A 22,430-nucleotide genomic window follows, 5' to 3' on the forward strand; every position below is an offset into this window, starting at 1 on the left:
TGCAAATCTATGTGGGCAGTCTCGCGCCATGGCAGATTCCATCATGGCTAACAAAGATGGGCCAATTCCCGACAACAGAGTAATCAATATCACCTGTTTCGATGAAGCGACGTGTCTGATATGGAAAGTACCATCCCCCATCGGCCTCCCGAATCCCGGCGTCGACGATCACATACAGATCATCCTTGGGAGGAGTCATCTTTTCCTGCAGATATTTCTCAGCGATCTTCCTGGCTTCTGCAACACCCATAATAATTCCCCTAGTTGATGACCCCAAAGCGGATATTCGGGAACCTGCTAAAGTTAGCTGCGCCCGAACCACCTGTTTGCCCATCTATATAGTTTACCTTGCCGCCTTGAACTACTGCATTCCAGACATGAGCCGTTGCTCTTTGGGTATCCATCCCATAGACCACCGCCCGGGTTCCTTCTCCTGCGCCAAGCAGAGTGTCTTCAACGTTTGTCCTTGTCGTCCAGCCACTCATTTTGGTGTTGTATAGGCCGTTCAACTCATTAAACGGAAGAGGTTCGGAACGCGGTAGCGCACTTGCCTTTGCTCCGGTCGCAAGCTGATTGTCAACAACATATACGCAATTGGTGCAGTTCTGCGTCGAGCCAGTAGGATTCACGTCTTTCACAGATCCTGCCGGCACAGAGTTACTGCCGTCAACGCGTACGTTTCCGAGTCTGCCAGCCAACCCTGTCATTGCTGCACCAAAAACAGCATCCGCTCCAGCTGCCATACTCGGCTTACTCGCCTCAATCAGTTCCGCCCGGAAGGCCCCGCCGGTGTTCCACAGGTCCTCGCGTAGCCGACTGTCCAGTTGGGTGCGCTGTGTACCATTGAGCCGCGCCGTGGCAACTTCGGGGTCTTCCAGCCATTTGCCTGTCGTCTGATCATAGGACACCGGCACCCCGGCCGCATTGGCTTGTGCCTGCGTATCAAAGCTTTTCAGGTCTCCCGTACCAACCTGGTCATTTCGATACACGACGCGAATCGCGTAGTAGATCTCGTCCTGCGTCATCTCTGCGTACTTTGGATCCTTGGCAAGCTCGGCCGCCTTGATACGCAGGTCCGCATCGCTCACATTGTGCAACTGCCGATTGTAGGCATCCGCCAGACCAGTCGCCCCCGCAGCAGCCGCGCCGTTCGCACCACCACCACCTACCGCCCCTGCCGCCACCATCCCAACAGCCTGCAACACGGCATCGCGAGTCGGCTTGTCAAGACCAAGCGTGCCCAGGCTCTCATCGAGCACGGCGATGGCCGCAGTCCCCGCTGCGGTCGCCGCTGCACCCTTCGCAAAATCCCCACCCACCAGCGACGTCAGCAGCCCACCGATCAGCCCGTGCACTGCCACCTTGATCGGTTCAGACTGGTTCTTGAGCAGATCGCCAACCGCCTTATCCAGGAGCGGCATCGCCTGCTGGATCGTCTGCGCTGCCAGTTGGCGCTCGGCCTGTTGGTCCGCCACCTTCTGTGCATCAAAGATCTTGCCGATGCTCTGGTTGGCGTTGGCCGTGTCCCGGTCCAGGCTGGCAACCGTCTGGTCTGCCGTCTTGCCGGTCATGGCTTCCTGGCCAGCGTTGTCCGTAATGGTCACAGTACCCGACGCGATGGCACTTCGCGTCACGCCGGAAGCCGATCCGGTGCTGGGCGCAACCGCTTGACCCAGTACCGTCGTCATGGCGGAATTCGTCAGGTTCTGGGTTAAGGTCGAACTGCTATCGAAGCTACCCCCAATCGTCGAACTGTCGCTCCTGTAATCGGCAGCATTCTGCAGGTCGCTGGTCGTGAGCGTGCCGGTGGTGAGTTGGTTTTTCGTCTGATCGGCAGTACTGGCAATCACGGCCCCCTTGAGATCCGTGTTGCCCTTGACGTTCACATTGAAGCCGCCGTTACCCGCGTAGATGCCGCTTTGCTCCACCACCGATGTGTACGTGCTGTCGGTATTGCCCTTGCTCGTGCTGGCGCTGCCGCTGACGGTCGTGCCGGCACACAGCGGCGGCACGCAGAGGCTGACCTGGGCTCCGGAAGAGGATTGCTGGCTATGGTAGTTGTCGGTGTCCTGCTGGCTCGCAATATTCAGGTTGCGGCCCACGTCGGCCACGACCGTCTGGCCGATGGCCTGTGCGCCCTGCAGGTTGGTATCGCGCCCGCTCGATACCGTCAGCATATCGCCGGCCGTCACGTGGCTATTCTGATGCGTGACCGAATCGCCGTTGGCATTGCCGTGGTTCTGGCTCGCGGCCGCCTCAATGGTGAAGCCGTTCTGCTGACCGCCCAGCCCAAAACCCACCCCGATGCTCGCACTCGATCCGCTGCCGGAACTGTTCTGGCTGGAGGCGTCTTGCGCGCTCTGCAGATTCACGTCGCGCGCTGCGGACAGGGTAACGTTCTTGCCCTCGATCTGCGCCCCGTGACCGGTGATATCGCCATCGGTAGCGTAGCCATCCGTGCCCGTGCCCCCCGAACCGGTCGCCACAATGGTGACGTTATTGCCCCCGGTCACCGTCGTCCCCTGCACGCTGCTGCTCTGGGTATGTGACTCGCTTTGCTGGCTGCCGCCACCAATACTCACCGTTGCCTTGATGAGCGCGCTGCCGCCGTTGCTGTTGCCGGGATTGCCGGTCTTGTCTACCCCGACCGGTTTCGCACCTGAGGCTGCGTTATACGTATTCAGCCCTGCTATGGCAGCCTGCGTGGCATACAGCGCAGCGACCTTGTCGCTCTTGCCATCTTCTACCGCGCGTGCGGCATTCTCCGCCGCCTGGGCTGCCTGCACGCTGTAGCCCGAGAGCGCCAGCGTCACACCATATTGGCTGGATTTGTCCCGCTGGTTGGTGGCGCTGGTATCGGTGCCCGGATCGAGCACGACATTCTTGCCGACCATCGTCACGTTCTGCCCAGCCGAGATGTCCGCACCCTTGGCCGTAATATCGTCCCTCGCGACGATGGAGACGCTACCGCCATTGCTGGCGATCTGGCTGCGGATCGTGTTCTGGCTGGTCTGCGCGGTATCCAGGTGATGCGAGCTCGTCTGCACGCCTACCGTGCCGGCGTAGCCGCTACCGCCCAGATCCCCGATCTGACGGCTGGAGCTGTCCTGCCGCTGGCTCTGGCTGTCCTGGCCGGACAGGATGTCGATCTTGCCCTGCGTGGCCGATAGCGAGACATCGTTGGTACCCGCAATGCCGCTGCCGGTAATCTGTATATCGCCGGTGCGGCTGGTCACTGTGACATCCTTGCCCGTCACCAGGCTGGCGTTCTGCCTGGTCGCGGACGAATCGCCACTGCCATTGGCCGACTGCGAGCCATAGGGGAACAGACCCACGCCGCTGTTGTTCGGCCCGCCACCAATGTTCCGCCCGATATCGCCCAGGCTTGGTACGGCCGTGCTGGCATGCCAACCGCCACTGCTGGAGGCCGATGACGACTGGAAGGTATCTGTCGAAGTCGCAATATTGACGTTGCGCTGCGCGTCGAGCGTGGCTGTCCCGCCCGCCGTGACGGAGCTGCCGGAGAGCAGAATGTCACCGCTTAGCGCCTTGCCGTCGGCATCGGTCTGGCCATCTCCAGTCGCGCGCAGCGTCACGTTCCCCGCGCCGGACAGGCTGCTGCCCTGGTGCGTCACCGAATCCGTGCTGGCCGAGTTGTCACTGTGGCTGCTGCCTGCCGTGATCGCAAGCTGCGGCATTGTTGCCGCCGAGGCACCGATCTCATTCAGGGTCTGCTTGGCGCGCGTCACCCCACTAGCACTCTTCTGTGCAGCCGACAGATTCCGCGCGGTGTCCAGTGGCGTGCCCACCAGCGCCACGCCGAAGCCGCTGGAATGGCTGCTCTGGCTGGTCTGCTCGCTGACGTGATCCACTCCGGCCGTCACGTTGATGTTCTGCGCCTGAATGTCGATATTGCCGGCGGCAGAATTGCCGGGTGTCGCCCCGGCGATCACATCGCTGCCGATAATGGCCACGCTCTTGCCAGCGTTAATGGTCACGTTGCCATCGGTCGCCCCGACCGTCGAGCGCGCGTCGCTCTGCGTCACCGCCAGCACATGGCCGCTTGCGCTGCCGCCGCTGCTGCCCACCGACACGCCGATGCCGCCGGCTCCCGCGAAGGCGGACACGCCAGACTTCGATTCCTCGTGCGAGACGCTGGATTCCCGCACGTTCTGGCCCGCCGTGATGACCACGTTGCCCTGGGTGGACTGGAGATTCACCGCATCCGAGCCAATGACCGCACTCTGACGGATCGTGACGTCGTTGTTGGCCTTCAGCCCAACGCTATCGCCCGCGAGCGTGCTACCCACGCCCAGGTCCTCATGGCTGCTGCTCTGGTCGTGCGTGGAGCTGCGCGAAAGGAAACCGCTGCTGCGGGTGCGGCTCTCCGACGCGGCATCGTGTACCTCGCGGGCTTCGCTCACTGTCACGCCGTCCGTTGCCACAACCGCCAGCCTGCCGCCGCCCTTGCCGTCATTACCTGCGGACACGGCGCTACCCGTGATCGCGACGCTGCCCGACCCGGTCGTCGACGCCGCAGTAATGCCGTTCGCCGCGAGAGCCGTGGCGGCCAGCGTGGATTGCCCCGCACCGATCGAGACATTGCGGCCCGCCTGGACGTTGCTGCCCTGCACCGTTTCGTCATACGACGATTGGGTGTAGCTCGATTGCTGCCGGTTCGATTGCGCCGCTTCGCTGTGCGTATGCGCATCGGTCGCATTGACGATGGCAACGTTCTGCCCGGCAACCAGCGCCGCGTTGGCACCCGACTGGACGTTGGTGTTCGTCAGCGTCATGTCTCGGCCGGCGACGGCGGTGACGCTTTGGCCGGCCTGTATGGTACTGCCCTGATTGACGACGGTCTGGTCGTGCAGATAGTCCTGTCCGCCATGCGCGGTGGCATCCTGGGTGGTGCCCGTCGCCACGGTACCGAAGCGCATGTCCCGGCCCGCGCCCAGCGCGAGGTCGTTGCCGGCGCTGAGCGTCGCGCCCGTCGACGTCAGGTCGCGCCCGGCCATCACGGCCACATTGTTCGTCCCCGAGATCGACGCCACCGCGCCAATCCCGGTGGCGCTCGCGCTATTGCCGTTGGCAAGCACGGTGGCATTCGTGATCGTCTGCGATTCATTGACGACATCGCGACCGGCGGCGACCACCACATCCTGTCCGCCAATGCGGCCGCCCAGGTTGCGCACGTCCTGCGTTGCGCTCACCACGGTCGTACCCGTGCCTCCGATGCTGCCCCGATTGACGATATCGGTACCCACCACCTGCGTGGCGATGTCACCGACGATCGTTCCGCTGTTCTCCACGCTGCCGGCAGCATTGATTGACACGGCATTGCCGGCGACCAGCGCGCCCGTTGACTGCAGGTCCACACCGTTGCCTTGTGCCAGATACACCTTCGGCACCAGCACCGATTGTGTCGTGCCATCGGGCAACGTCACGTCCTGCGACACCATCCACACCATATCGGTGGTGAGCTGGCGCATCTGCTCGTCGGTCAGGCCCACACCCGGCGTCAGGTTGAAGGTCTTGGCATAGGTGACGCCATTGTTCATCAGCGCCTTGTACTCTTCGAGCTGGTCGGTGTAGCCCGCCAGGAACGTCCTGCCCGTCAACTGCGTGACCTGATCGCGGATCAGCTTCTCCTCGTAGAAGCCATCGCCGAGGCGCTTCTGCGTCTTCTGCGGATCGAGCCCCAGCGCGTTGAGCATATAGTCGCTGGAGATGAAGTTCGTGTACTGCGTGAAGCGCGGGTCCGTGGCGACGAGGTACGTGTCGCCCGGCGTCGTGCGGATGGTATAGAGGCCGTTGGTCGGCAGTTTCAGGTTCGGGATCCCGCCGCTGGCCGTCCCGAGCGTCTGCGCGGGCCGGGCTTGCCCGGTCACACCTGTCACCGCGCTAGCCCCGCCCGCACTGACCGCAGCCGCGCCGCCCGCGCTACCAGAGACGCCCGCCAGCTGCGTGCCGCTTGCACCTCCCCCCGTGACACTGCTACCGGTGACGGTCGCACCCACGGCATTGACCGACGCCACGGTCACGTTCTGGGCCGTGGTCTGTACCGTCTGATTGGCCGTGGCAATGGCGGGCAGCGCCATCACCGTAGTTGGCGCCTGCGGCTCGCCGGGGAGCGCCACAACTTGTATGTCCTGGCTGCCGCCGGTACGCTGGTGCCAGTAGAAAGTCGAGGTGTCCTCGGTCGTCACCGTTTGCTGAAGCACCGTACCGACATCCTGAACCCCGCCATTGGCCGCCACCCGGACCAGATTTCCGCCCGCCGCCATGGTCGAGGACTGGTTCAGGATATTGCCGCCATTGCTATTGATGCGGATGCTGCCGCCCGCCTGGATCTTCGCCGGGTCAGTGGCGCTGACGAGCTGGTCCGTTGCCGTCATGGTGACGGTGGTGCGGGAGATCTCGTTGTAGTCGTGCCCGAAGTTCGCCTGCCGCACCAGATCCGGGCGGATATTGACGTTCGGGTCCCAGTCAGGCCAGAACGTAATGCTGTAGGTCGTACCGTTGTCCGTGATCGACTGGTAGTACTGTGTCGGATTGACTGTCAGCGGGCGCGTGCAGATCAGCGTACTCGGATCACAGTTCGCCCCCGTCGGCATGCCGTTGTATTCCTCGATCGGGGATTGCGTGAAGGACAGCGTCTGGCTGGTGGTGTTCAGGCTCGTCACCGTCGACTTGTCCACGGTCACCGTGACTGGCGCGCGCAGCGCGTTGGTTTGCGGTGTGCTGATCTGCGCGTTCTGCGCACTCCAGTTCCAGCCCGGAAAGGTGACGCTGGAATGCGAGTTCAGGTCGATGTCAATGAGTCCCGCTTGCCAGAGCGTGAGTGTCTGGACGGCAGTCTGCATGGGCGTGCCAGGCGTGGTCACGATGCTCGTTCGCGTGTTGCTGACCTGATTGGCGGCGATGTCGATATCGCCATCGGCCTCGATGTTGGCCGAGCGATTGATGAGCGTATTGACCTGGTTGGCCAGCAGTCCCGTGTTGGAGTCGCGCGTGCCATCACGGGCGATTTGCAGGTTGCCCGCGCTGTAGAGCGTAGCCCCCTCGAGGTTCTGGACGGAGTTGGTCGCGTAGAGCTTCAGGTTCTGGACCGCCGCCATCAGCGCCGCCGCACCATTGTTGACGATGTCCGTTCCCTGTGCCTGGACGTTGTTGCCGATCACCGTGCCGGTGTTGACCACCGTCGGGCTGCCGATCAGGACTGCGTCACCCTCGATGCGTCCGGCATTCGACACGATGTTGCTGGCCGTGACGGTGGTATTGGCAGAGTTGATATCGGCGCCGGCTGCGTTTGCCACATTGGCCCCGGAGACAGTCAGGGCGCCTGCCGCCGCCAAGGTCGCGGTATTGGCGAGCGTGCCGCTGGCGGCGACCCGCATATCCCTGTTGGCGCGCAGCAGATTGCTCGCATCGTTGGTGTAATCCCCGGCCACGTTCAGCGTCAGGTCGCGCCCGGCGATCATTGTCCCGCTGCCGGACACGGCACCGCCCACGACGACATCCTGGTTCGCCTTCACCGCGCCGCCCAGGTTGGACAGCGATGCCACATCGAGCTTGACGTCCGTGCTACCCAATACCTGGCCACCGGCGTTGTTGAACGTCGCGCCAGCCTGGTTGAGCGTCAGGCTCTGGCCATATAGCGTGCCACCACGATTGTCGAGCTGCGACGTGATGTTCAGGGCGAGTGCGCCACCTGCCGCCACCAGCCCACCCGCGGTGCCATCGGTGTTGTTGGCCAGCGCCTGCGCACCGATGGTGACATCACCGTTGCCGCCGAGCTTGCCCGCGGTGTTGGTGAATGCATTCGTCGCCGTCACGGTCGTCACGCCATCGCCGGCATTGACCAGCAGGCCCCGAGTATTGTCAACGCTGGTGGCCGAGATGTTGACCTCCCCATGAAGGCCATTGGCCGCCAGCTTGCCGCCCTGGTTGACCACGGCCCCGGTCGCGACCGCGGCGAGGTTGCCGGCGGTCTGTGCCGAGCCGGCGGTATTGTCCACGGTGCCACCGCTGGCTAGTGTGAGTCCGGTCTGGCCGTATATGCTGCCTTGCCGGTTGCCGAGATTGCCGCTCGTGATTGCAGTCGCCGTACCCTGGGCGGTGATCGTGCCCTGACTGTTGTCGAGCGTCGTGGCCTGCGCCTGCAGGCTACCGTTGGTCTGGATCGCGCCCGCGGCATTGGAGAGGGTTCCCTGGCTTGCCACTGCCAGCGTACCGGTGCCCGCGTGCGCCACCGACCCGCTGTCATTGACCAGGGTGCCGGCGCCAATGGTCAAATTGGCGCCATTGGCCGCGATGATGCCGCCCGTGTTGTCGAGCTTGGCGCCGGCGGTAACGATTGTGTCATTCTGACCGTACTGCTTGATCGTGCCCCCACGGTTGGACAGGTCTCCTGCGGTCGTGACGTTGACGCTGTCGCCATCGAGCCAGCCATCTGTGTTGTCCAGGGAAGCCGCGCCCAGCGTCGTGGTCGCCGCCGAGATGAAACCGCCACGATTGCTCGTTGTCCCGGTGCTGGCCACCGACAGCACCCCACCGGCGGTCAAGCTGCCGGTGTCGTTGGCGATGGTTTGAGCGTTGAGGGTTGCGTCATCCCGGGCGGATATCACCCCCTGATTGACGATGGATGTGCCTGCATTCAGCGCCAGCGCGCCATTGCCGCCAATGAGCCCCGCCGCAGATGTTGCACCGGGTGCATTCAGGATCTGCTGCCGCGCCGTGACCTGGGTCAGGCCATCGCCCGCATTGGCGATGCGTCCGCCGGTGTTGTCAACGCTTGCGGCCGACACGGACAACGCTCCATCCGCACTGGCGGACTCGATGCGCCCGCCCGCGTTGGTCAGTGCGCCCGCAGCTTGCAGGGTGAGTCCATCGCCCGCATGCAGGGTCGCGCTGGTATTGTCCACCGCGCCTTGTACCGTGAGCGCCAGCGCCTTCTGAGCCGATACGGTGCCGCCGGCGCCGTCAAGCGATCCGAGCTGTGCGGTCAGCGCGCCGTTGGTCTGGATGACACCGCCCGCGTTGATGACTGGACCTTGACTGGCCATCGCCAGCGTCCCTGCACCGGCGTGGGAGACCTGGCCACCGTCGTTGGTCAGGCTGCCCGCATTGACCGTCAGGTTCTGGCCATTGGCGGCAATGGTGCCTCCCGTGTTGTCCAGCTTGCCACCTGCGGTGATGCCGGTATCGGCCTGACCGTACTGCTTCAGGCTGCCGCCCTGGTTGATCAGGTCGCCCGTCGCCTGGATGGCAAGCTGACCGCCTTCGATCTGGCCAGCAGTATTGTCGAGCGACTGGGCGGCGACGGCGACGCTGCTCCCCGATACCACGCCTTGACGGCTGCTCATGCCGCCAGCGGCGGTTGCCGTGAGCGCGCCACCCGCGCTGAGCGTCCCGGTGTCGTTGTTGAGCGAGGCGGCATGCACCGTGGCATCGCCCTGCGCGTTGACCTGGCCGTGGTTGATCAGGCCACCGGCGGTCAATCGCAGGTTCCCGTTGCCGCCAATGACGCCGCCTTGGGCGCCGCTGGCAGTGGTGCCAGCCGTATTGATGAGCATGCCGGCCGTCTGGATCGACAGGCCATCCGCATTGAGCGACACCATGCGCCCGGCCGTGTTGTCCACCGATGCGGCCGTGGCCGTGAGCGCACCGCCGGCCTGGACCGTGCCCTGCATATTGTTGACTGCGCCCGCCGATTGAATCGTCGTGGCGCCCTGCGACACGATCTGGCCACCCTGGTTGGACAGGCTGCCGGCGCTCAGGCTGGTGGCCGCGCCACTGGACATCTGGCCCCGGTCGTTGACGAGCGCCCCCTGCGCATTGACGACCAGAGCCGCGCCCGCGGCAGCCGTCGCCCCCGTCAGATCGAGATTGCCGGCGCTTGCGGTGAGGCCCAGATTGCCATTTGTCGCGGTCTGGCTGCCTGCCAGGCTGACACTGGCGCCCTGGATTGTGGCGTTGCCGCTTGCCAGGTTCCGGCCTGTGGCAGACACGGCCCCGGTTGCGCTCACCGTCAGGTCGGCTGCCGGGCCCGGCGTGCCATCCGGGTTCAAACCAGCCGCGAGCGTGCCCGTCGATGCCACACTCTGCGCTTGGATGCCAAGCGACTGCTGCGCCGCCAGCGTGCCACCGTTGGAGAATGTGCCATCGGTGCGAAGCGAGGCAGCACCGGCCGAATACGTCGTGCCGCCATTGTCGATGCCGTCTCGTGCCGAGACCGCGAGATTGCCGGTGGTGTTCGTCTGGCCGGCCAGCACGAGCTTGCCTTGCGCGGTCAGCGTCAGTTCGCCGGCCTGCGCCGCCAGCACACCCCGATTCGAGACCCCGACACCAAGCTCCGTTGACGCCAGCAGAATCTTGTTGGCGTACATGCCGCCCAGCTCGCTCACGTCGATGCCGACCGCCGGGGCCGGTCCGTTGCCAGCGATCGCGCTGGCTGACAGCGCGTTGTAGTCGACCTGGTTCGCGCCGGCCACCACGTTGAGCCTGTTCGCATAGATCGCGGCATTGGCCTTGACCGCACGCGCGATCAGGTCCACCTGGTCGGTGCTCGCAGCATTGAGGCCGGCGCCCTCGACGCTGATCTGGCCGCCGGTCACACGGAAGGCATCCAGGCTGCCACTGCCGCCGTAGACGGGCGTGCCGGTGGTCAGCGTCACGCGGCTGGTGTTGATGAAGCCTGCGCCGTCGACCAGCAGTCCGTTTGGATTGGCAATCACCACATCGGCCCGTCCCCCGGCCACTTCGAGGTAGCCGCGCAGCTGGCTCGGTGACGTGCTGTTGACCTGGTTGACGATGATCCGTGCCGAGCCCCCAGGCAGCAGATTGGGGTTGCCGTTGATGTAGCCAGCCTGCTGCGTGGTGGTGATCACCGGCGAGTTGTTGAGGATCGCCCCGGGCCGGTTGACGTCGAACTGCGTGTAGTGGTTCACCGACACCCCTGCCGAGGAGGGCCGCGTGATATTGACCTGCGGGAGACCATTAGCGGTCTGGATCACGCCCGGGCGATTGGCGCCGGCGTTCGGGTCGGCCACGATCTGCGCCCCGGCCACCATCGGCAGTCCCATGCAGGCCCACACCGCAAGCTGGATCGCCGGGATACCAATCCGGGTTGCGCCGGAGTTCGTCTTCGCTGTTCCTCCCGCCGGCGAGGCGGCGGCCCTGCCGGTCCCCGTGCTGCAAGCGGTTTCCGCCACGGCCATGAGCATGGCGCGTGTGCGATTGAAGACAATGCGGTAACAAAGACGATTCATGGCAACCCGGGAAACTGGCGTGTCTAGCGGCAACGCGCTGAGATCCGCAGCAACCTAGGGGCAAACACCGTCCTACCGCGCGCAACTACAGCTGTAACCTTTTGTAACAACAAAAAACTGCGCGCAGCTTAATGTACGGTACAAAGCGCTGATACCCCCCTTTATAACTAGGTAAACTCTGATAATCCTCACAAATTTGTTGCGCCCGCAACCGAGATCGCCCGCACTGCCGCGCTGGATAAGGAAAGTGAATGGATTTGATCCAGGAGCGATGCATTCCATAGCCCCCTGTCGCCCTGATCTGAAAATTTCTTAAATCAGATTTTCACATAACTTATAAAGCCTAAAAAATTATCTTTAAAAGGCTATTAGTAATGGGTTGCACAAGCATAAGTAGGGCGTCAGCATCGGCATTCCCGGCAATAAGGCTGAAAAAAGCGAGCGTTTCGCGGAAACCTATATTCCTGCTAATGGATCACCACCGCAGTGACAAGAAGCGCGCACGCACAAAGATTTCGGATCATCGTAGAAGATACGTGGCGTAAGCCGGTCACGAAGCCATTCCCAAAGATGCGCCAACGGCTGCCGAGTCATCACGCGCACGAAACAGACCCGAATCATCCCCCCGGCGGCGCGCACGACCCGCGCAGGACCAGCTCCGTCGGAATCTGGATGCGGATCCGGTCAGGCGGCACCTCGCCCTTCAACTGCCGCAGCAGTATGCGCGCGGCTTCGTTGCCGAGCGCGTGGGCGTCATAGCGGATCACGGAGACTGGCGGGGTGGCCAGTTGGGCGAGTTCGCTGTCGTTCGAGGCGATCAGCGAAATATCCTCGGGAATGCGGCGATTGCTGATGCGGATGGCCGGGAGCACGCCGGACAGCAGCGGCATGCCGAGCACGATCGCCGCGGTGGGCGGCTCCGGCAGGCTCAGCAGCATCTGCATTTCCCGGTATGCGTATTCGGTCGAGAAGCTGTCGAGCCGCAGCAGTTGCGGATCCACGGCCAGGCCGGCCTGGTCGTGGGCCTGCTGCAAACCCAGCAGGCGGTCGCGCGCCACGCGCGTGCCGCTGCCGCCGGTGATCATGGCGATGCGGCGGTGCCCCAGGCTGATCAGGTATTCGGCGGCGCGCCGGGTGCCGCTGAGGTGATCGGCGCCGACGGCATTGACCGGGGCGTCGAGTTCGCGCTCGAGCAGCACCACGGGCAGGTTGCCGGAGCGGATGTTGGCCAGCACCTTGCCGTTGGATTCGTCCTGCACCGCGAAGATGACGCCGTCGGCGCCACGTTGCCGGAACAGGTCGAGCAGCGCGAGTTCGCGCTCGCTGCTGCCGTCGCTGCTGGCCACCATGATCATGTAGCCGTGTTCGCTGAGGATGCCTTCGGCACCCTTGACCATCGCCGAATAGATCGGGTTGCGGATGTCGGAGAAGATGAAGCCGATCATGCGCGCGGACACGCCCCGCATGCTCTGCGCCGCCACGCTGGGCTTCCATCCCAGTTCGTCGATGGCGGCCTGGACGCGCACGCGCACGTCCTCCGCCACGGTAGGCACCCCGTTCGCCACGCGCGAGACGGTCGCTATCGCGACGCCCGCCGCGCGGGCGACGTCATGGACAGTCACGCGCTTGGTCAAATCGGCTTCCGGATCAGAATCAAAAGGCTTCTTGGAACAGATTCCGGAAATCGGCAAGGGTCGTCTTCCGGGGATTCCAGCGATTATAGTTGGCCTGCACGCACAACTCCGCCATCCCCTCCAGCTTGTCCCCGGTCACGCCCGCGTCGCGCAGGCGGCGCGGGATGCCAAGGTCCGCGCAAAGCGCCTCGATGGCTTCCACCGCCATGCGCGCGGCGTCGAGCACCGGCAGCCCTTGCACGGGCCGTCCCATTGCGGCCGCCACCTTCGCATACTTGGCGGGATTGGCGATCAGGTTGAAGCGCGCCACCGCCGGCAGGCACAGCGCATTGGACAACCCGTGCGACAGGTGGAACTCCGCACCGACGAAACGCGCCATGCAGTGCACGTTCCCCAGGCCGGTCTGCCCGAACGTGATGCCGGCCAGCGCCGAGCCGCACAGCATGTTGGTGGCGGCCTCCAGGTTCTCCCGGTCGGCCACGAACTGGCGGATGTTCCCCGCCAGCAGTTCGATCGCCTGGATATTGATGGCGTCGGTGATCAGGTTGGACTGGCGCGAGATATACGACTCGAACGCATGGACGAAGGCATCGATGCCGGAGTGCGCCGCCACGTGGCCCGGCACGGTGCGCAGTGCCAGCGGATCGAGGATCGCGAATGCCGCCGGGTTGAGCGCGGCATGGCGGATCGACATCTTGAGGTTCTTTTCCGTATCCGTGATGACGCAGGAGCCCGATACCTCCGAGCCCGTGCCCGCCGTGGTCGGAATCGCGATCAGCGGCGGCGGCGCGATCGAGAATGCCTCGATGCCCTCGTAGTCATGGATGCGGCCTCCGTTGGCGAGCACGATGCCGACCGCCTTGGCCACGTCGATGGTGCTGCCGCCGCCGATGGCGATGATGGCCGTGGCCTCGTGCGCGCGGCAGACCTCCAGCGCGCGCGCCACGGTATGCGCGCTCGGGTCGGGTTCGATCTCCGAGTAGGTGGCGATGGCCACGCCTTCGCGCTCCAGCAGCGCGGCCACGCGCCCGTAGAAATCGCTGGCGAGCAGCGCGGCATCCACCGCGATGAACACGCGCTTGCAGCCACGATCGCGCACGATGGTGGCGATTTTTTCATGGGACCCGGCGCCCATGTAGATGCGAGTCGGGCAAAAGAAGGTGGAGATATCGGTAATGGACATGAAAAGATAGTCGAATCGACAGGGAATCGATGGGGATCGATCAGTCGGCCGCGGAGAAGCCGGCGGCGATGGTCGTCCAGCGCTTGGTTTCCGCATGCACGAACGTGGTCAGCACGGCCGGCGCCATGCCGCCCGGCTCCGCCGCCATGCCTTGCAGCGTGCTTTGCATGGCGGGATCCTTCATGCTGGCCACCACGGCCTGGTAGATGCGGTCGCGGATCGGCGCGGCCAGGTTGCGCGGCGCGGCGAGGCTGTACCACGTGCTCATCTGATAGCCCGGCACGCCGGATTCGCTCAGCGTCGGCACGTTCGGCAGGAAGCGCGTGCGCTGCGCGGTGGTCACCGCCAGCGCCTTGATGTTGCCGCCGGCAAGCTGGGCGTTGGCCGAAGCGGCGGAGTCGAGCGCGAAGGTCACGCGGCCGCCGATGATGTCGGTCATCATCGGCGAGGCGCCCTTGTACGGTACGTGCACGGCATCGAACGACGCCTGCTTCTTCAGCAGCTCGGCGGACAGGTGCTGCGTGGTGCCGATGCCGGCCGAGCCGTACGTCGCCTCGGCGTGATGCTCCTTCATGTAGGCGATCAGTTCCTTGACGTTGTTGACCGGCAGCGACTTGCGCACGATCAGCACGTTCGGCACGACCGCGACGGTCGTGATCTGCGTCATGTCCTTTTCGAAGTCGTAAGGCAGGTTCTTGTAGAGCGCCGGCGCCGCCGCGTGGCCCACGTTCGCCAGCAGCAGCGTGTAGCCGTCGGGCTGCGCGCGCGCCACCATCGCGGCGCCGAGCGTGCCGCCCGCGCCGGGGCGGTTGTCCACCATCACGGCTTGTCCGAGTTCGCGCTGCAGCTGCGCCGCGATCGCGCGCGCCACGATGTCGGTGGTGCCGCCGGGCGTGAACGGCGCCACGATGGTGATGGGCTTGGTCGGCCAGTCGGCGGCGACGGCCGGACTTGCCGCGACACCTGCCACGACACCTGCCGCAGCGGCCAGTGCAACGAATGCGCCTGCCGTGCGCGCGATCTTCTTGAGGGAATGCATCATGGTCTGTCTCCAGAATTTCTTATGTTTCGGCCTGTGGCCGGGGATGCTAATCGAGTGTGACGTTGAGCCCGGACAGCAGCGTGCGCCAGGTGGCCACCGAGCCGGCCAGCAGCTCGGCCGCGCCTTCCGGCGTCTGCTGGCGCTCGGCCGGCACTTCCACGCCGGCCGGCGCGAGCCGCGCCTGGGTCTGCGGGTCGCGCACCGCGCTGCGCAGTGCCTTGTTGAGTCGCGCCACCACCGGGGCCGGCGTGCCCTTCGGCGCGAGGACCATGTTCCAGATGTCGTAGTTCAGGTCCTTGATGCCCGACTCGCCGGCGGCCGGCACGTCGGGCAGCGCACTGATCCGCCTGGGGCGCAGCACGACGACGCCCTTGACCATGCCCGACTTGATGAAGCTGGTGGACGTGGTGGTGCTGTCGACCAGGTAGTCGATGTGGCCGGCGGCCACATCGTTGAGCGCCAGGCCCGCGCCGCGGTAGTTGGCGATATTGACGTTGACGCCAAGCCTGGCATTCACCAGCACGCTGCCAAGGAACGAGCCGGAGCCCACGCCGGCCGCGCCCGCGTTCATCTTGCCGGCGTTCTGGCGCGCGTAGGCGGCGAACTGGTCGAGACCCGTCGCCGGAAAATCCTTGCGCGCCGTGATGACCTGCGGCGCGTCGCCGACCGAGGCCAGCGGGATCAGGTCTTTCAGCACGTTGTAGGACAGCGACTTGTACAGCGTGGCGTTGGCGGCCAGCGTGCCGACATTGCCGATCACCAGCGTGTAGCCGTCCGGCGCGGCGCGTACCGCGCGGGCCGTGCCGAGCGTGCCGCCCGCGCCGGGCAGGTTCTCGACGACCACGGGCTGGCCGAGATCGCGCGCCATGCCCTCGGCGATGACGCGCCCGAGAATGTCGGTGGGCCCGCCCGCCGCGAACGGCACGATCAGCGTCAGTGGCCTGGCGGGATACGTCTGTGCGAAGGCGCCGCCCGAGAGCAAGGCGAGCGCCGCCGCGCCGCCCGCCTTGAGGACCATGCGGCGGCCGGATGCGCGCGATGTCATGGCGGGCCTCATCAAGGATTGAAGACGACGAGACGCTCTTCGGTCATCTCGCGCATGGCGTAGTGCGGCCCTTCCTTGCCGAAGCCGCTGTCCTTGACGCCGCCGAACGGCATCACGTCCGAGCGCGCGCTCGACGTCTCGTTGATCTGCACCGTGCCGAAGCGCAGCGTTGCCGCCGCCTTCATGGCGCGATCGATGTCCTGCGTGAAGATGCCCGCCGCCAGCCCGAACGGCGTGCTGTTGGCGCTGGCCAGCGCCGCGTCGAAATCGTCGAACGGCCGCAGCGCGATCAGCGGCGCGAACGCTTCCTGGCACCACACGCGGCCTTCGTCGGGCACGTCGGTCATGACCACCGGATCGATGACCGAGCGCCGGCGCGCGCCACCGCACAGCACGCGCGCGCCCGCGGCGGCGGCCTCGCCGATCCACGTCTCGGCGCGGATCGCCGCCTGTTCACTGATCAGCGGCCCCACGCGCGTGGCCGGATCGCGCGGATCGCCGGCGACCAGCGTCCCGGCGAACGCGACCAGGCGCTGCGCGACCTCGTCGGCAATGCGGCGGTCCACATACAGGCGCTGCACGGACGTGCAGACCTGCCCGGCCTTGCGCAGGCCGGCATTGGCGATCCTGGGAATGGCGCGATCCAGATCGGCATCGGCCGCGACGAACGTGCTGGCAATGCTGCCCAGCTCCATCTGCGTGCGGCGCAGGCCGGCCGCGCGCTGGATGATGCGGCCGACGCGCGTGCTGCCGGTGAACGTGTAGAAGGCCACGTCCTGCTCGTCCAGCAGCCACGCCCCCACCGTGTCGCCCTCGCCTTGCAGGATCGACAGGAACGGCGCCGGCATGCCGGCCTCCAGCAGCACCTGGCCCAGCAGCGCGCTGGTCAGCGGCGTGAAGGCCGACGGCTTGAGGACGACCGCGTTGCCTGCCGCGTACGCGGGCCCCACCTTGTGCAGCACGGTATTGAGCGGCGAATTGAACGGGGTGATCGCGCACACCACGCCCACCGGGAAACGCTGCGTGAAGCCGATGCGCTTGTGCGCGCCGGGGCTGGCGGCGAACGGCACCACTTCCCCGGTCAACTGCGTGGATTCGTTGGCGCACAGGGTCAGCGTGACCTTGGCGCGGTCGACCTCGTTGTTGGCATCGACCAGCGTGAAGCCGGCTTCGGTGGTCATCGCATCGACAAAGCGGCTGCGCCACGCTTCCAGCAGATCCGCCGCGCGCCGCAGCACCAAGCTGCGGTCGTAGGGCGCCTGCGGGCCGGCATCGACCGCCTCTTTGGCAATGCGCACGGCCTGCGAGACCTGCTCGCGCGTGGCGGAGGACAGCGTGGCAATGGTCTCGCCGGTGAACTTGTCGTCCACGTCGAAGCGGTCGCCGGAGTCGACCCAGTTGCCGTTGATCAGATTACCAGTGGGGGGAAGGGTGTCGGCGGGAAAGCGGGAGGTACGCATCGGGACTTTTTTGGGCTGGGGAAAGCCTGTTGAGAAAACGTTTTCTCATATTCGTCGCATCGGACATGGAAGTCAAACCATACGATGCCCGGGATTACCCCTATTTATCCCTGATTTCCGTGGGTATGCGCTGATCTTCCGCCAGACAGCGTGGCGGCCAATTGAGCGGTGCCCGCCATTTTGAGGAAACGTTTTCCATGAATGGAGATCATTGTGCTTGTGGAAGCACACCGGCGGCAGTCGTTCCCCAAGGAAGAGGTTGGCGTCGGCCACGCCGCACGCCCTGATCGCGGCCGGGACCCGCGGGGAGGGATCGGTCGCCGGCCGCACGGCGGCATCGTCATGGAAGAGAGCCAGACGCAGGACTGGCGGCGGCGGATCGGGGCCGGATGCCGCCCGAAACCAGCGACTCCCACGAGTCCAGCATCGCCGACGTCGTCGACGAGGCAAGTCTTGGCCCGCCAGGGCGCACCGGGCGCGCACGACAACGATCGAATTGATGAAAACGAAACACCCGCCTTATCTGCGCGAGGTGATCAATGCACCGTGCTACCTGGTGCGCTCCGGTTGCGGCTGGCGCATGTTGCCGGGGAATTCTGGCCTTGGCAGACGGTGCGTTGGCGTCGTCTCGTGAGGAACCGCGGGCAACGCCCGGATGTATCCGAGGCGACGCGCTACATCGCGATGGGCGGTGTGCCGCTGCGCAGAATCGCCCATCCTCGAATCTCGAAACAGGCTTCAAGCACTCACACGCGCGGGGAACCTGTCGCGGCCCTTACCATGGCTTGAATGCTGAGGTCGACGTCTGTCTCGGTCGTTGCCCAATTCGCAACGCTGATGCGCATTGCAGTGCGGCCTTGCCATGATGTTCCGCCACACCAGCAGACACCCTCTGCCTGGAGCGAATCGATGACGGCTCGCGTTGCCTCGGACGATCCGAATGATACGAGCACCTGGTTAAGCACGACATCATTGAGTATTTCGTATCCGTGACTCGAAAGGCCGTCAGCGAACTGGCGTGCAAGGCGGCAGAATTGCCCGACGAGCTCGGCAATACCGTCGCGGCCGAGATGCAGCAACGCGGCCCATATCTCGACGCCACGCGCCCGCCTGGACGATTCCGGTGTGTAGTGGGAAGGCTCACGTCCCTCCTCGGCACCCTCGGCCAGGTACGCCGCATTCGCCGACATTGCTGCCCGTAGATCCGCTGCGTTCCGAACAAGGACGATGCCACTATCATAAGGAACGTTGAGCCACTTATGGCCGTCCGTCGCCCAGGAATCCGCCTCGGCCAGGCCAGCCGTCAACGCATCGAAATTCCGATTCGCAAGTGCCCAGAGACCGAAAGCACCATCGACATGGACCCAGGCGCCGGCCTGCCTTGCACGAAGGCAGATTTCCGCCGCCGGATCGAAATCACCGGTGTTCACATTACCAGCCTGGATGCAGACAATTGTGCGGCCATCGAGCGCCGGCATGCTATCGACTTTGAGCCGCCCGCGGCGGTCGGTCGGGACCAGGATAACGCGCTCGCGTCCGAGGCCGAGTAACGAGAGCGCCTTCAACACCGTCACGTGAACCTCTTCACTGACAACAACGCGGAGTTCGGGCGCCCCATAGATGCCTTTGGCTTCCACGTCCCAACCCAGACGCGAAAGAAGCGCGTGGCGCGCGGATGCCAGCCCGGTCAGGCTGGCCATGGATGCGCCACTGACAAACGCCCCTGCGACGCCTTCCGGCATGCCGAACAAGTCGCGAAGCCATTGCAGCGATACATCTTCCAGCGTCGCCGCAATCGGAGAAGTCCATCGGAAGCAGGCATTCTGGTCCCACGCCGTCGCCAGCCAGCTCGCCGCGACGGTAACTGGCAAAGCGCCCCCCATCACCAGACCGAAATAACGTCCCCCTGCGGTGGCGACAGTCGCAGGAGATCCGATCTCGTCGAGGCGTCGCAGGACTTCGATCGAATCAACGCCCTTTTGCGGTAGCGCATGCCTCAGTTCGCCGAGACGGCGCATGGCCTCGGGCGAGGCGATTACCGACCGATTTTTTATTGACTGCAAGTACGATATGGCTCTCTCAGAGGCGTCCCGCAAGACCCCGTGTGCCGACGATTCTTCCATAGAGACTCCATGTCTTTCCGGTGGACCAGACGCGCGCGATCGATTCTCGCGCCAGTGGCGTTTTGTCGGCATCGGAAACAGCCAATACCCTGATACAAGATACGGAAATACACGTAGTTGCCCGGGCCGCCAGCCAGCTATTTGTTGTTTGCCGCGCGCGCATGTTGTATCAGGCGCAGCAACCAGCCCGCGCACGACTCCACGTACTCGTCAGCTTTTCGCCCCGGGTATCCTGCGCTTAGTTTGATGGTCAATCCTTGCCCATTCAGCCACGCCTCCACGCCCTCCAAAGCTTCGTCATCGTCAAGCATGATTTTCATACTCTCCAGATTCCCGTTGTTCTCTACTATGCCATTGTCAGCATGCATGGTTCGCTCCCAGATTCATGCCTCCGCATCGATGCGGCGTGAAGTCCAGAGGATCGACGGATCGCACTTCATTTCCCGACAAGATCATGTCGGGAAATGTCGTTGGCGCAAAACTCCGCTTATGCACGGCCGCGGTACGAACGAAGCAACAGGAACTGCAATAACGATCCCAGCAAGAAAATCCCCAGCCACGCGGCAAGCGCGCCCCGCACGACGGGGGACTCAGGACCACTCGCCAGGGGATGGCTGACAGGCAACCGCGTCAGCGTCTCATTGATCCCGGGGACTAACAACAGAAAGAAACTGAACGTGAATGCGAACTGGGACAGGTATCGCCGCGCATGCCCCAGGATTCCTATCCGCGGAACGAATACGCCGCCCAATATCGCAACCAGCGCAACGATGCCCAGTGCGTGGCCGACATTGAAACCGCCTGTGCTGGACAAGCCAAACGATGTGAGTACCGAGACCACCATGCCGGACAAGTAGATCCTGGTGGACAGGTTGGTGCTATCCATTTTCTGATATCGGGCGAAGCTATAGAGACCCGCTGCGAAAGTCGCCAGGCTGAGAATGGTGTGACTCGCGCCCAACGCGGAGATGGGATGAGGCATAGGACAATGACTCCTTCTGAAGGTAAGAAAGGCCCCCCGATCGCCGCAACGCGGGCGGCAGCATGGATGAATGCACGGGCGACAATGACGACTTACAAAACAAACAACCAACTAGTTGGTCGATACAGCAATTCAAAAATTAGGCGCCGTAGCGCCCGCATGGGTGGTGGATGTTCAGCTGACCGCGCTTAAGCGACTTATTGCCACTCTCGAAATGGCCTGAAACGACTCCGCATTGCCCAAGGCTCTTGCCGTCAGCATCGCGCCATGTATCGTGGACATGAAGGTCTGAGCCTCAACAAACGCGCTGTCGCACAATTTGAACTGAGACCTTGCCACGCCACTGTCCAGAACCGTGGCGATCCAGGTCGTCAAGTCGTTGAAATAACCCCTGACCTGGTCCGCAATCTCTTGCGGGATCATGGGCAATTCTGTAGCAAGCATGACGCAAATGCACATTGACGATGTGCCATCGCGGATGCATTCGGCCCAATAATTGGCGTAGGCCATCAATCGTGCCAAGGGATCCTCGATGTTCCGGTCGAGAGCTGCCAATCCTTCCCGAGCCTGCTGCCGGTGCCGCGTGACCACCGTCAGCACCAAGTCCGCCTTGCTCGGAAAATGATGATGGATGCTGGGCTTTCCGATGTGCACCAGTTTGGACAGATCCGCATAACTGAACCCGTGATAGCCGCCTGCGACAAGCAGTTGCTTCGTGTGCTCTGCAATTTCGGTCGCCCGGGGGGACAGATCAACGCTCATGGACACTCATCCGAGTTACTTATAAGGCACGCATGGAATGTGTCATGCGCGCTTGCTATCTCAACCAACCCAGCCAATCTACTAGTTGGTCGGTTCCGTGTCAATCCTTCGGATGGCCGTTGTTGATCCATCCCGACCGGAATGACGTCAAGCGGCCTCCGGGACGTGGCCTTGCGATGTCAGGTTCCGTCGCCGGGCAGCGCATCGACTTTCCCCGCCCCACGTCCGGCAAAATGTTGCGTTACCCACCGCTCGCAAATGTCCCATAGCTCGGGTGCCCCCCTTTTGATGACGGGACCATATCGGGAGATAACCTGCTCAAGCGAGACGCCATTCTCCGTCCAGGTCCCGCCGCCGGTGAATATGTTGATGAGCAGCGGCTGAAAGCGATCAAGCGCCTTCGCGAACTTCGCGTCCTCAGTCTCAGCACGCTCAAATTCCTGCCACAGATCGAGAAACATGTCTCGTTGCGACAGCGGCAAAAGCCCGAACAGCCGTACCGCGGCCTTGAATTCTTGTTCAGCCTGCAATTCTCCACGCACCTTCCCGTGAATCGGGAAATCGCCGACGTCAACTTCGACGACGTCATGCAGCAGGAGCATCTGTATCACGCGGTACGCGTTCACAGGCCCATTGGCATACTCGCTCAACACCAGTGCGTACATTGCCAGGTGCCATGAGTGCTCGGCGGAATTCTCCTTTCGACTTTTGTCGAGTAGCGGTGATTGCCGCATGACGGACTTCAACCGATCGATCTCTCTCAGAAAATTCAGTTGCTTCTCCAAGGTCGTCCGCTGCATGATTTTTTCCTCTGAAAGTGAGGTCATAGTATGCAGAACAGGTGTCGACCTCCAGAGATACCTTGCCGCTTCTGTCATCACGACGAGGCAACAGCAAGCTCGGCCGCGAACATGGCGGCAGCCTCG

The 22,430-nt window shown here is 63.9% G+C and carries 12 protein-coding genes and 1 pseudogene; 1 reads left to right on the forward strand and 12 read right to left on the reverse strand.

Going from position 1 to position 22,430, the window contains the following annotated elements:
- Nucleotides 1-7 precede the first annotated feature (7 nt).
- The 7 genes from KF708C_RS37075 to KF708C_RS25275 all read right to left on the reverse strand — a co-directional run bounded on the left by KF708C_RS37075 (nucleotide 8) and on the right by KF708C_RS25275 (nucleotide 17,637).
- Nucleotides 8-334: a YrhB domain-containing protein gene (locus KF708C_RS37075; protein ID WP_082079837.1), complete on the reverse strand. Its 327-nt coding sequence runs from the start codon at nucleotides 332-334 to the stop codon at nucleotides 8-10.
- Entirely contained in the window at nucleotides 261-11,228 is a 10,968-nt protein-coding gene (locus tag KF708C_RS25250) for a hemagglutinin repeat-containing protein (protein ID WP_231586575.1), read from the reverse strand. The genes KF708C_RS37075 and KF708C_RS25250 overlap by 74 nt, the downstream gene beginning before the upstream one ends.
- Nucleotides 11,229-11,890: 662 nt before the next feature.
- Entirely contained in the window at nucleotides 11,891-12,907 is a 1,017-nt protein-coding gene (locus KF708C_RS25255) for a LacI family DNA-binding transcriptional regulator (protein ID WP_020200664.1), read from the reverse strand.
- A gap of 19 nt (nucleotides 12,908-12,926) precedes the next feature.
- On the reverse strand, nucleotides 12,927-14,090 hold the full coding sequence (locus tag KF708C_RS25260) for an iron-containing alcohol dehydrogenase (RefSeq protein WP_043365039.1): 1,164 nt from the start codon (nucleotides 14,088-14,090) through the stop codon (nucleotides 12,927-12,929).
- A gap of 40 nt (nucleotides 14,091-14,130) precedes the next feature.
- Entirely contained in the window at nucleotides 14,131-15,132 is a 1,002-nt protein-coding gene (locus KF708C_RS25265; protein WP_059413662.1) for a tripartite tricarboxylate transporter substrate binding protein, read from the reverse strand.
- A 46-nt stretch (nucleotides 15,133-15,178) separates the two neighbouring features.
- Nucleotides 15,179-16,177 (reverse strand): tripartite tricarboxylate transporter substrate-binding protein, encoded by a 999-nt coding sequence (locus KF708C_RS25270; protein ID WP_059413889.1) that lies wholly within the window; start codon nucleotides 16,175-16,177, stop codon nucleotides 15,179-15,181.
- Between the two features lie 11 nt (nucleotides 16,178-16,188).
- The gene (locus tag KF708C_RS25275; RefSeq protein WP_059413663.1) at nucleotides 16,189-17,637 is read right to left on the reverse strand and encodes an aldehyde dehydrogenase family protein; all 1,449 of its coding nucleotides are present in this window, start codon (nucleotides 17,635-17,637) and stop codon (nucleotides 16,189-16,191) included.
- Between the two features lie 523 nt (nucleotides 17,638-18,160).
- On the opposite strand from KF708C_RS25275, the pseudogene KF708C_RS37080 reads away from it, so the two are divergent.
- Nucleotides 18,161-18,273 (forward strand): annotated as a pseudogene (locus KF708C_RS37080) (transposase); the annotation flags it as partial.
- A 110-nt stretch (nucleotides 18,274-18,383) separates the two neighbouring features.
- Here the strand turns inward: KF708C_RS37080 and KF708C_RS34870 are convergent.
- The 5 genes from KF708C_RS34870 to KF708C_RS25295 all read right to left on the reverse strand — a co-directional run bounded on the left by KF708C_RS34870 (nucleotide 18,384) and on the right by KF708C_RS25295 (nucleotide 22,304).
- A complete protein-coding gene (locus tag KF708C_RS34870; RefSeq protein WP_082079842.1) occupies nucleotides 18,384-19,760 on the reverse strand; it encodes a pyridoxal phosphate-dependent decarboxylase family protein in 1,377 nt (458 codons plus the stop codon).
- A gap of 137 nt (nucleotides 19,761-19,897) precedes the next feature.
- Nucleotides 19,898-20,128, reverse strand: coding sequence for a hypothetical protein (locus KF708C_RS35925; RefSeq protein WP_156173944.1), 231 nt, complete (start codon nucleotides 20,126-20,128; stop codon nucleotides 19,898-19,900).
- A gap of 119 nt (nucleotides 20,129-20,247) precedes the next feature.
- Nucleotides 20,248-20,742 carry a hypothetical protein gene (locus KF708C_RS25285; RefSeq protein ID WP_020200670.1) on the reverse strand — a complete coding sequence of 165 codons (495 nt, stop codon included), beginning with the start codon at nucleotides 20,740-20,742 and terminating at the stop codon, nucleotides 20,248-20,250.
- A gap of 174 nt (nucleotides 20,743-20,916) precedes the next feature.
- Nucleotides 20,917-21,504, reverse strand: a complete 588-nt coding sequence (locus KF708C_RS25290) for a TetR/AcrR family transcriptional regulator (RefSeq protein ID WP_020200671.1) — start codon at nucleotides 21,502-21,504, stop codon at nucleotides 20,917-20,919.
- A 179-nt stretch (nucleotides 21,505-21,683) separates the two neighbouring features.
- Nucleotides 21,684-22,304: an HD domain-containing protein gene (locus tag KF708C_RS25295; RefSeq protein WP_059413667.1), complete on the reverse strand. Its 621-nt coding sequence runs from the start codon at nucleotides 22,302-22,304 to the stop codon at nucleotides 21,684-21,686.
- Between the last annotated feature and the right edge of the window lie 126 nt (nucleotides 22,305-22,430).

It is taken from the genome of Cupriavidus basilensis, from assembly GCF_000876015.1.
Taxonomy (GTDB): Bacteria; Pseudomonadota; Gammaproteobacteria; order Burkholderiales; family Burkholderiaceae; genus Cupriavidus; species Cupriavidus basilensis_B.

Bases quoted from the DNA above. Each gene is read 5' to 3' on its own strand.
- KF708C_RS37075 (WP_082079837.1), bottom strand. From the start codon at position 334: ATGGGCAAACAGGTGGTTCGGGCGCAGCTAACTTTAGCAGGTTCCCGA.
- KF708C_RS25250 (WP_231586575.1), bottom strand. From the start codon at position 11,228: ATGCTCATGGCCGTGGCGGAAACCGCTTGCAGCACGGGGACCGGCAGG.
- KF708C_RS25260 (WP_043365039.1), bottom strand. From the start codon at position 14,090: ATGTCCATTACCGATATCTCCACCTTCTTTTGCCCGACTCGCATCTAC.
- KF708C_RS25265 (WP_059413662.1), bottom strand. From the start codon at position 15,132: ATGATGCATTCCCTCAAGAAGATCGCGCGCACGGCAGGCGCATTCGTT.
- KF708C_RS25270 (WP_059413889.1), bottom strand. From the start codon at position 16,177: ATGACATCGCGCGCATCCGGCCGCCGCATGGTCCTCAAGGCGGGCGGC.
- KF708C_RS25275 (WP_059413663.1), bottom strand. From the start codon at position 17,637: ATGCGTACCTCCCGCTTTCCCGCCGACACCCTTCCCCCCACTGGTAAT.
- KF708C_RS34870 (WP_082079842.1), bottom strand. From the start codon at position 19,760: ATGGAAGAATCGTCGGCACACGGGGTCTTGCGGGACGCCTCTGAGAGA.
- KF708C_RS35925 (WP_156173944.1), bottom strand. From the start codon at position 20,128: ATGCATGCTGACAATGGCATAGTAGAGAACAACGGGAATCTGGAGAGT.
- KF708C_RS25285 (WP_020200670.1), bottom strand. From the start codon at position 20,742: ATGCCTCATCCCATCTCCGCGTTGGGCGCGAGTCACACCATTCTCAGC.
- KF708C_RS25290 (WP_020200671.1), bottom strand. From the start codon at position 21,504: ATGAGCGTTGATCTGTCCCCCCGGGCGACCGAAATTGCAGAGCACACG.
- KF708C_RS25295 (WP_059413667.1), bottom strand. From the start codon at position 22,304: ATGCAGCGGACGACCTTGGAGAAGCAACTGAATTTTCTGAGAGAGATC.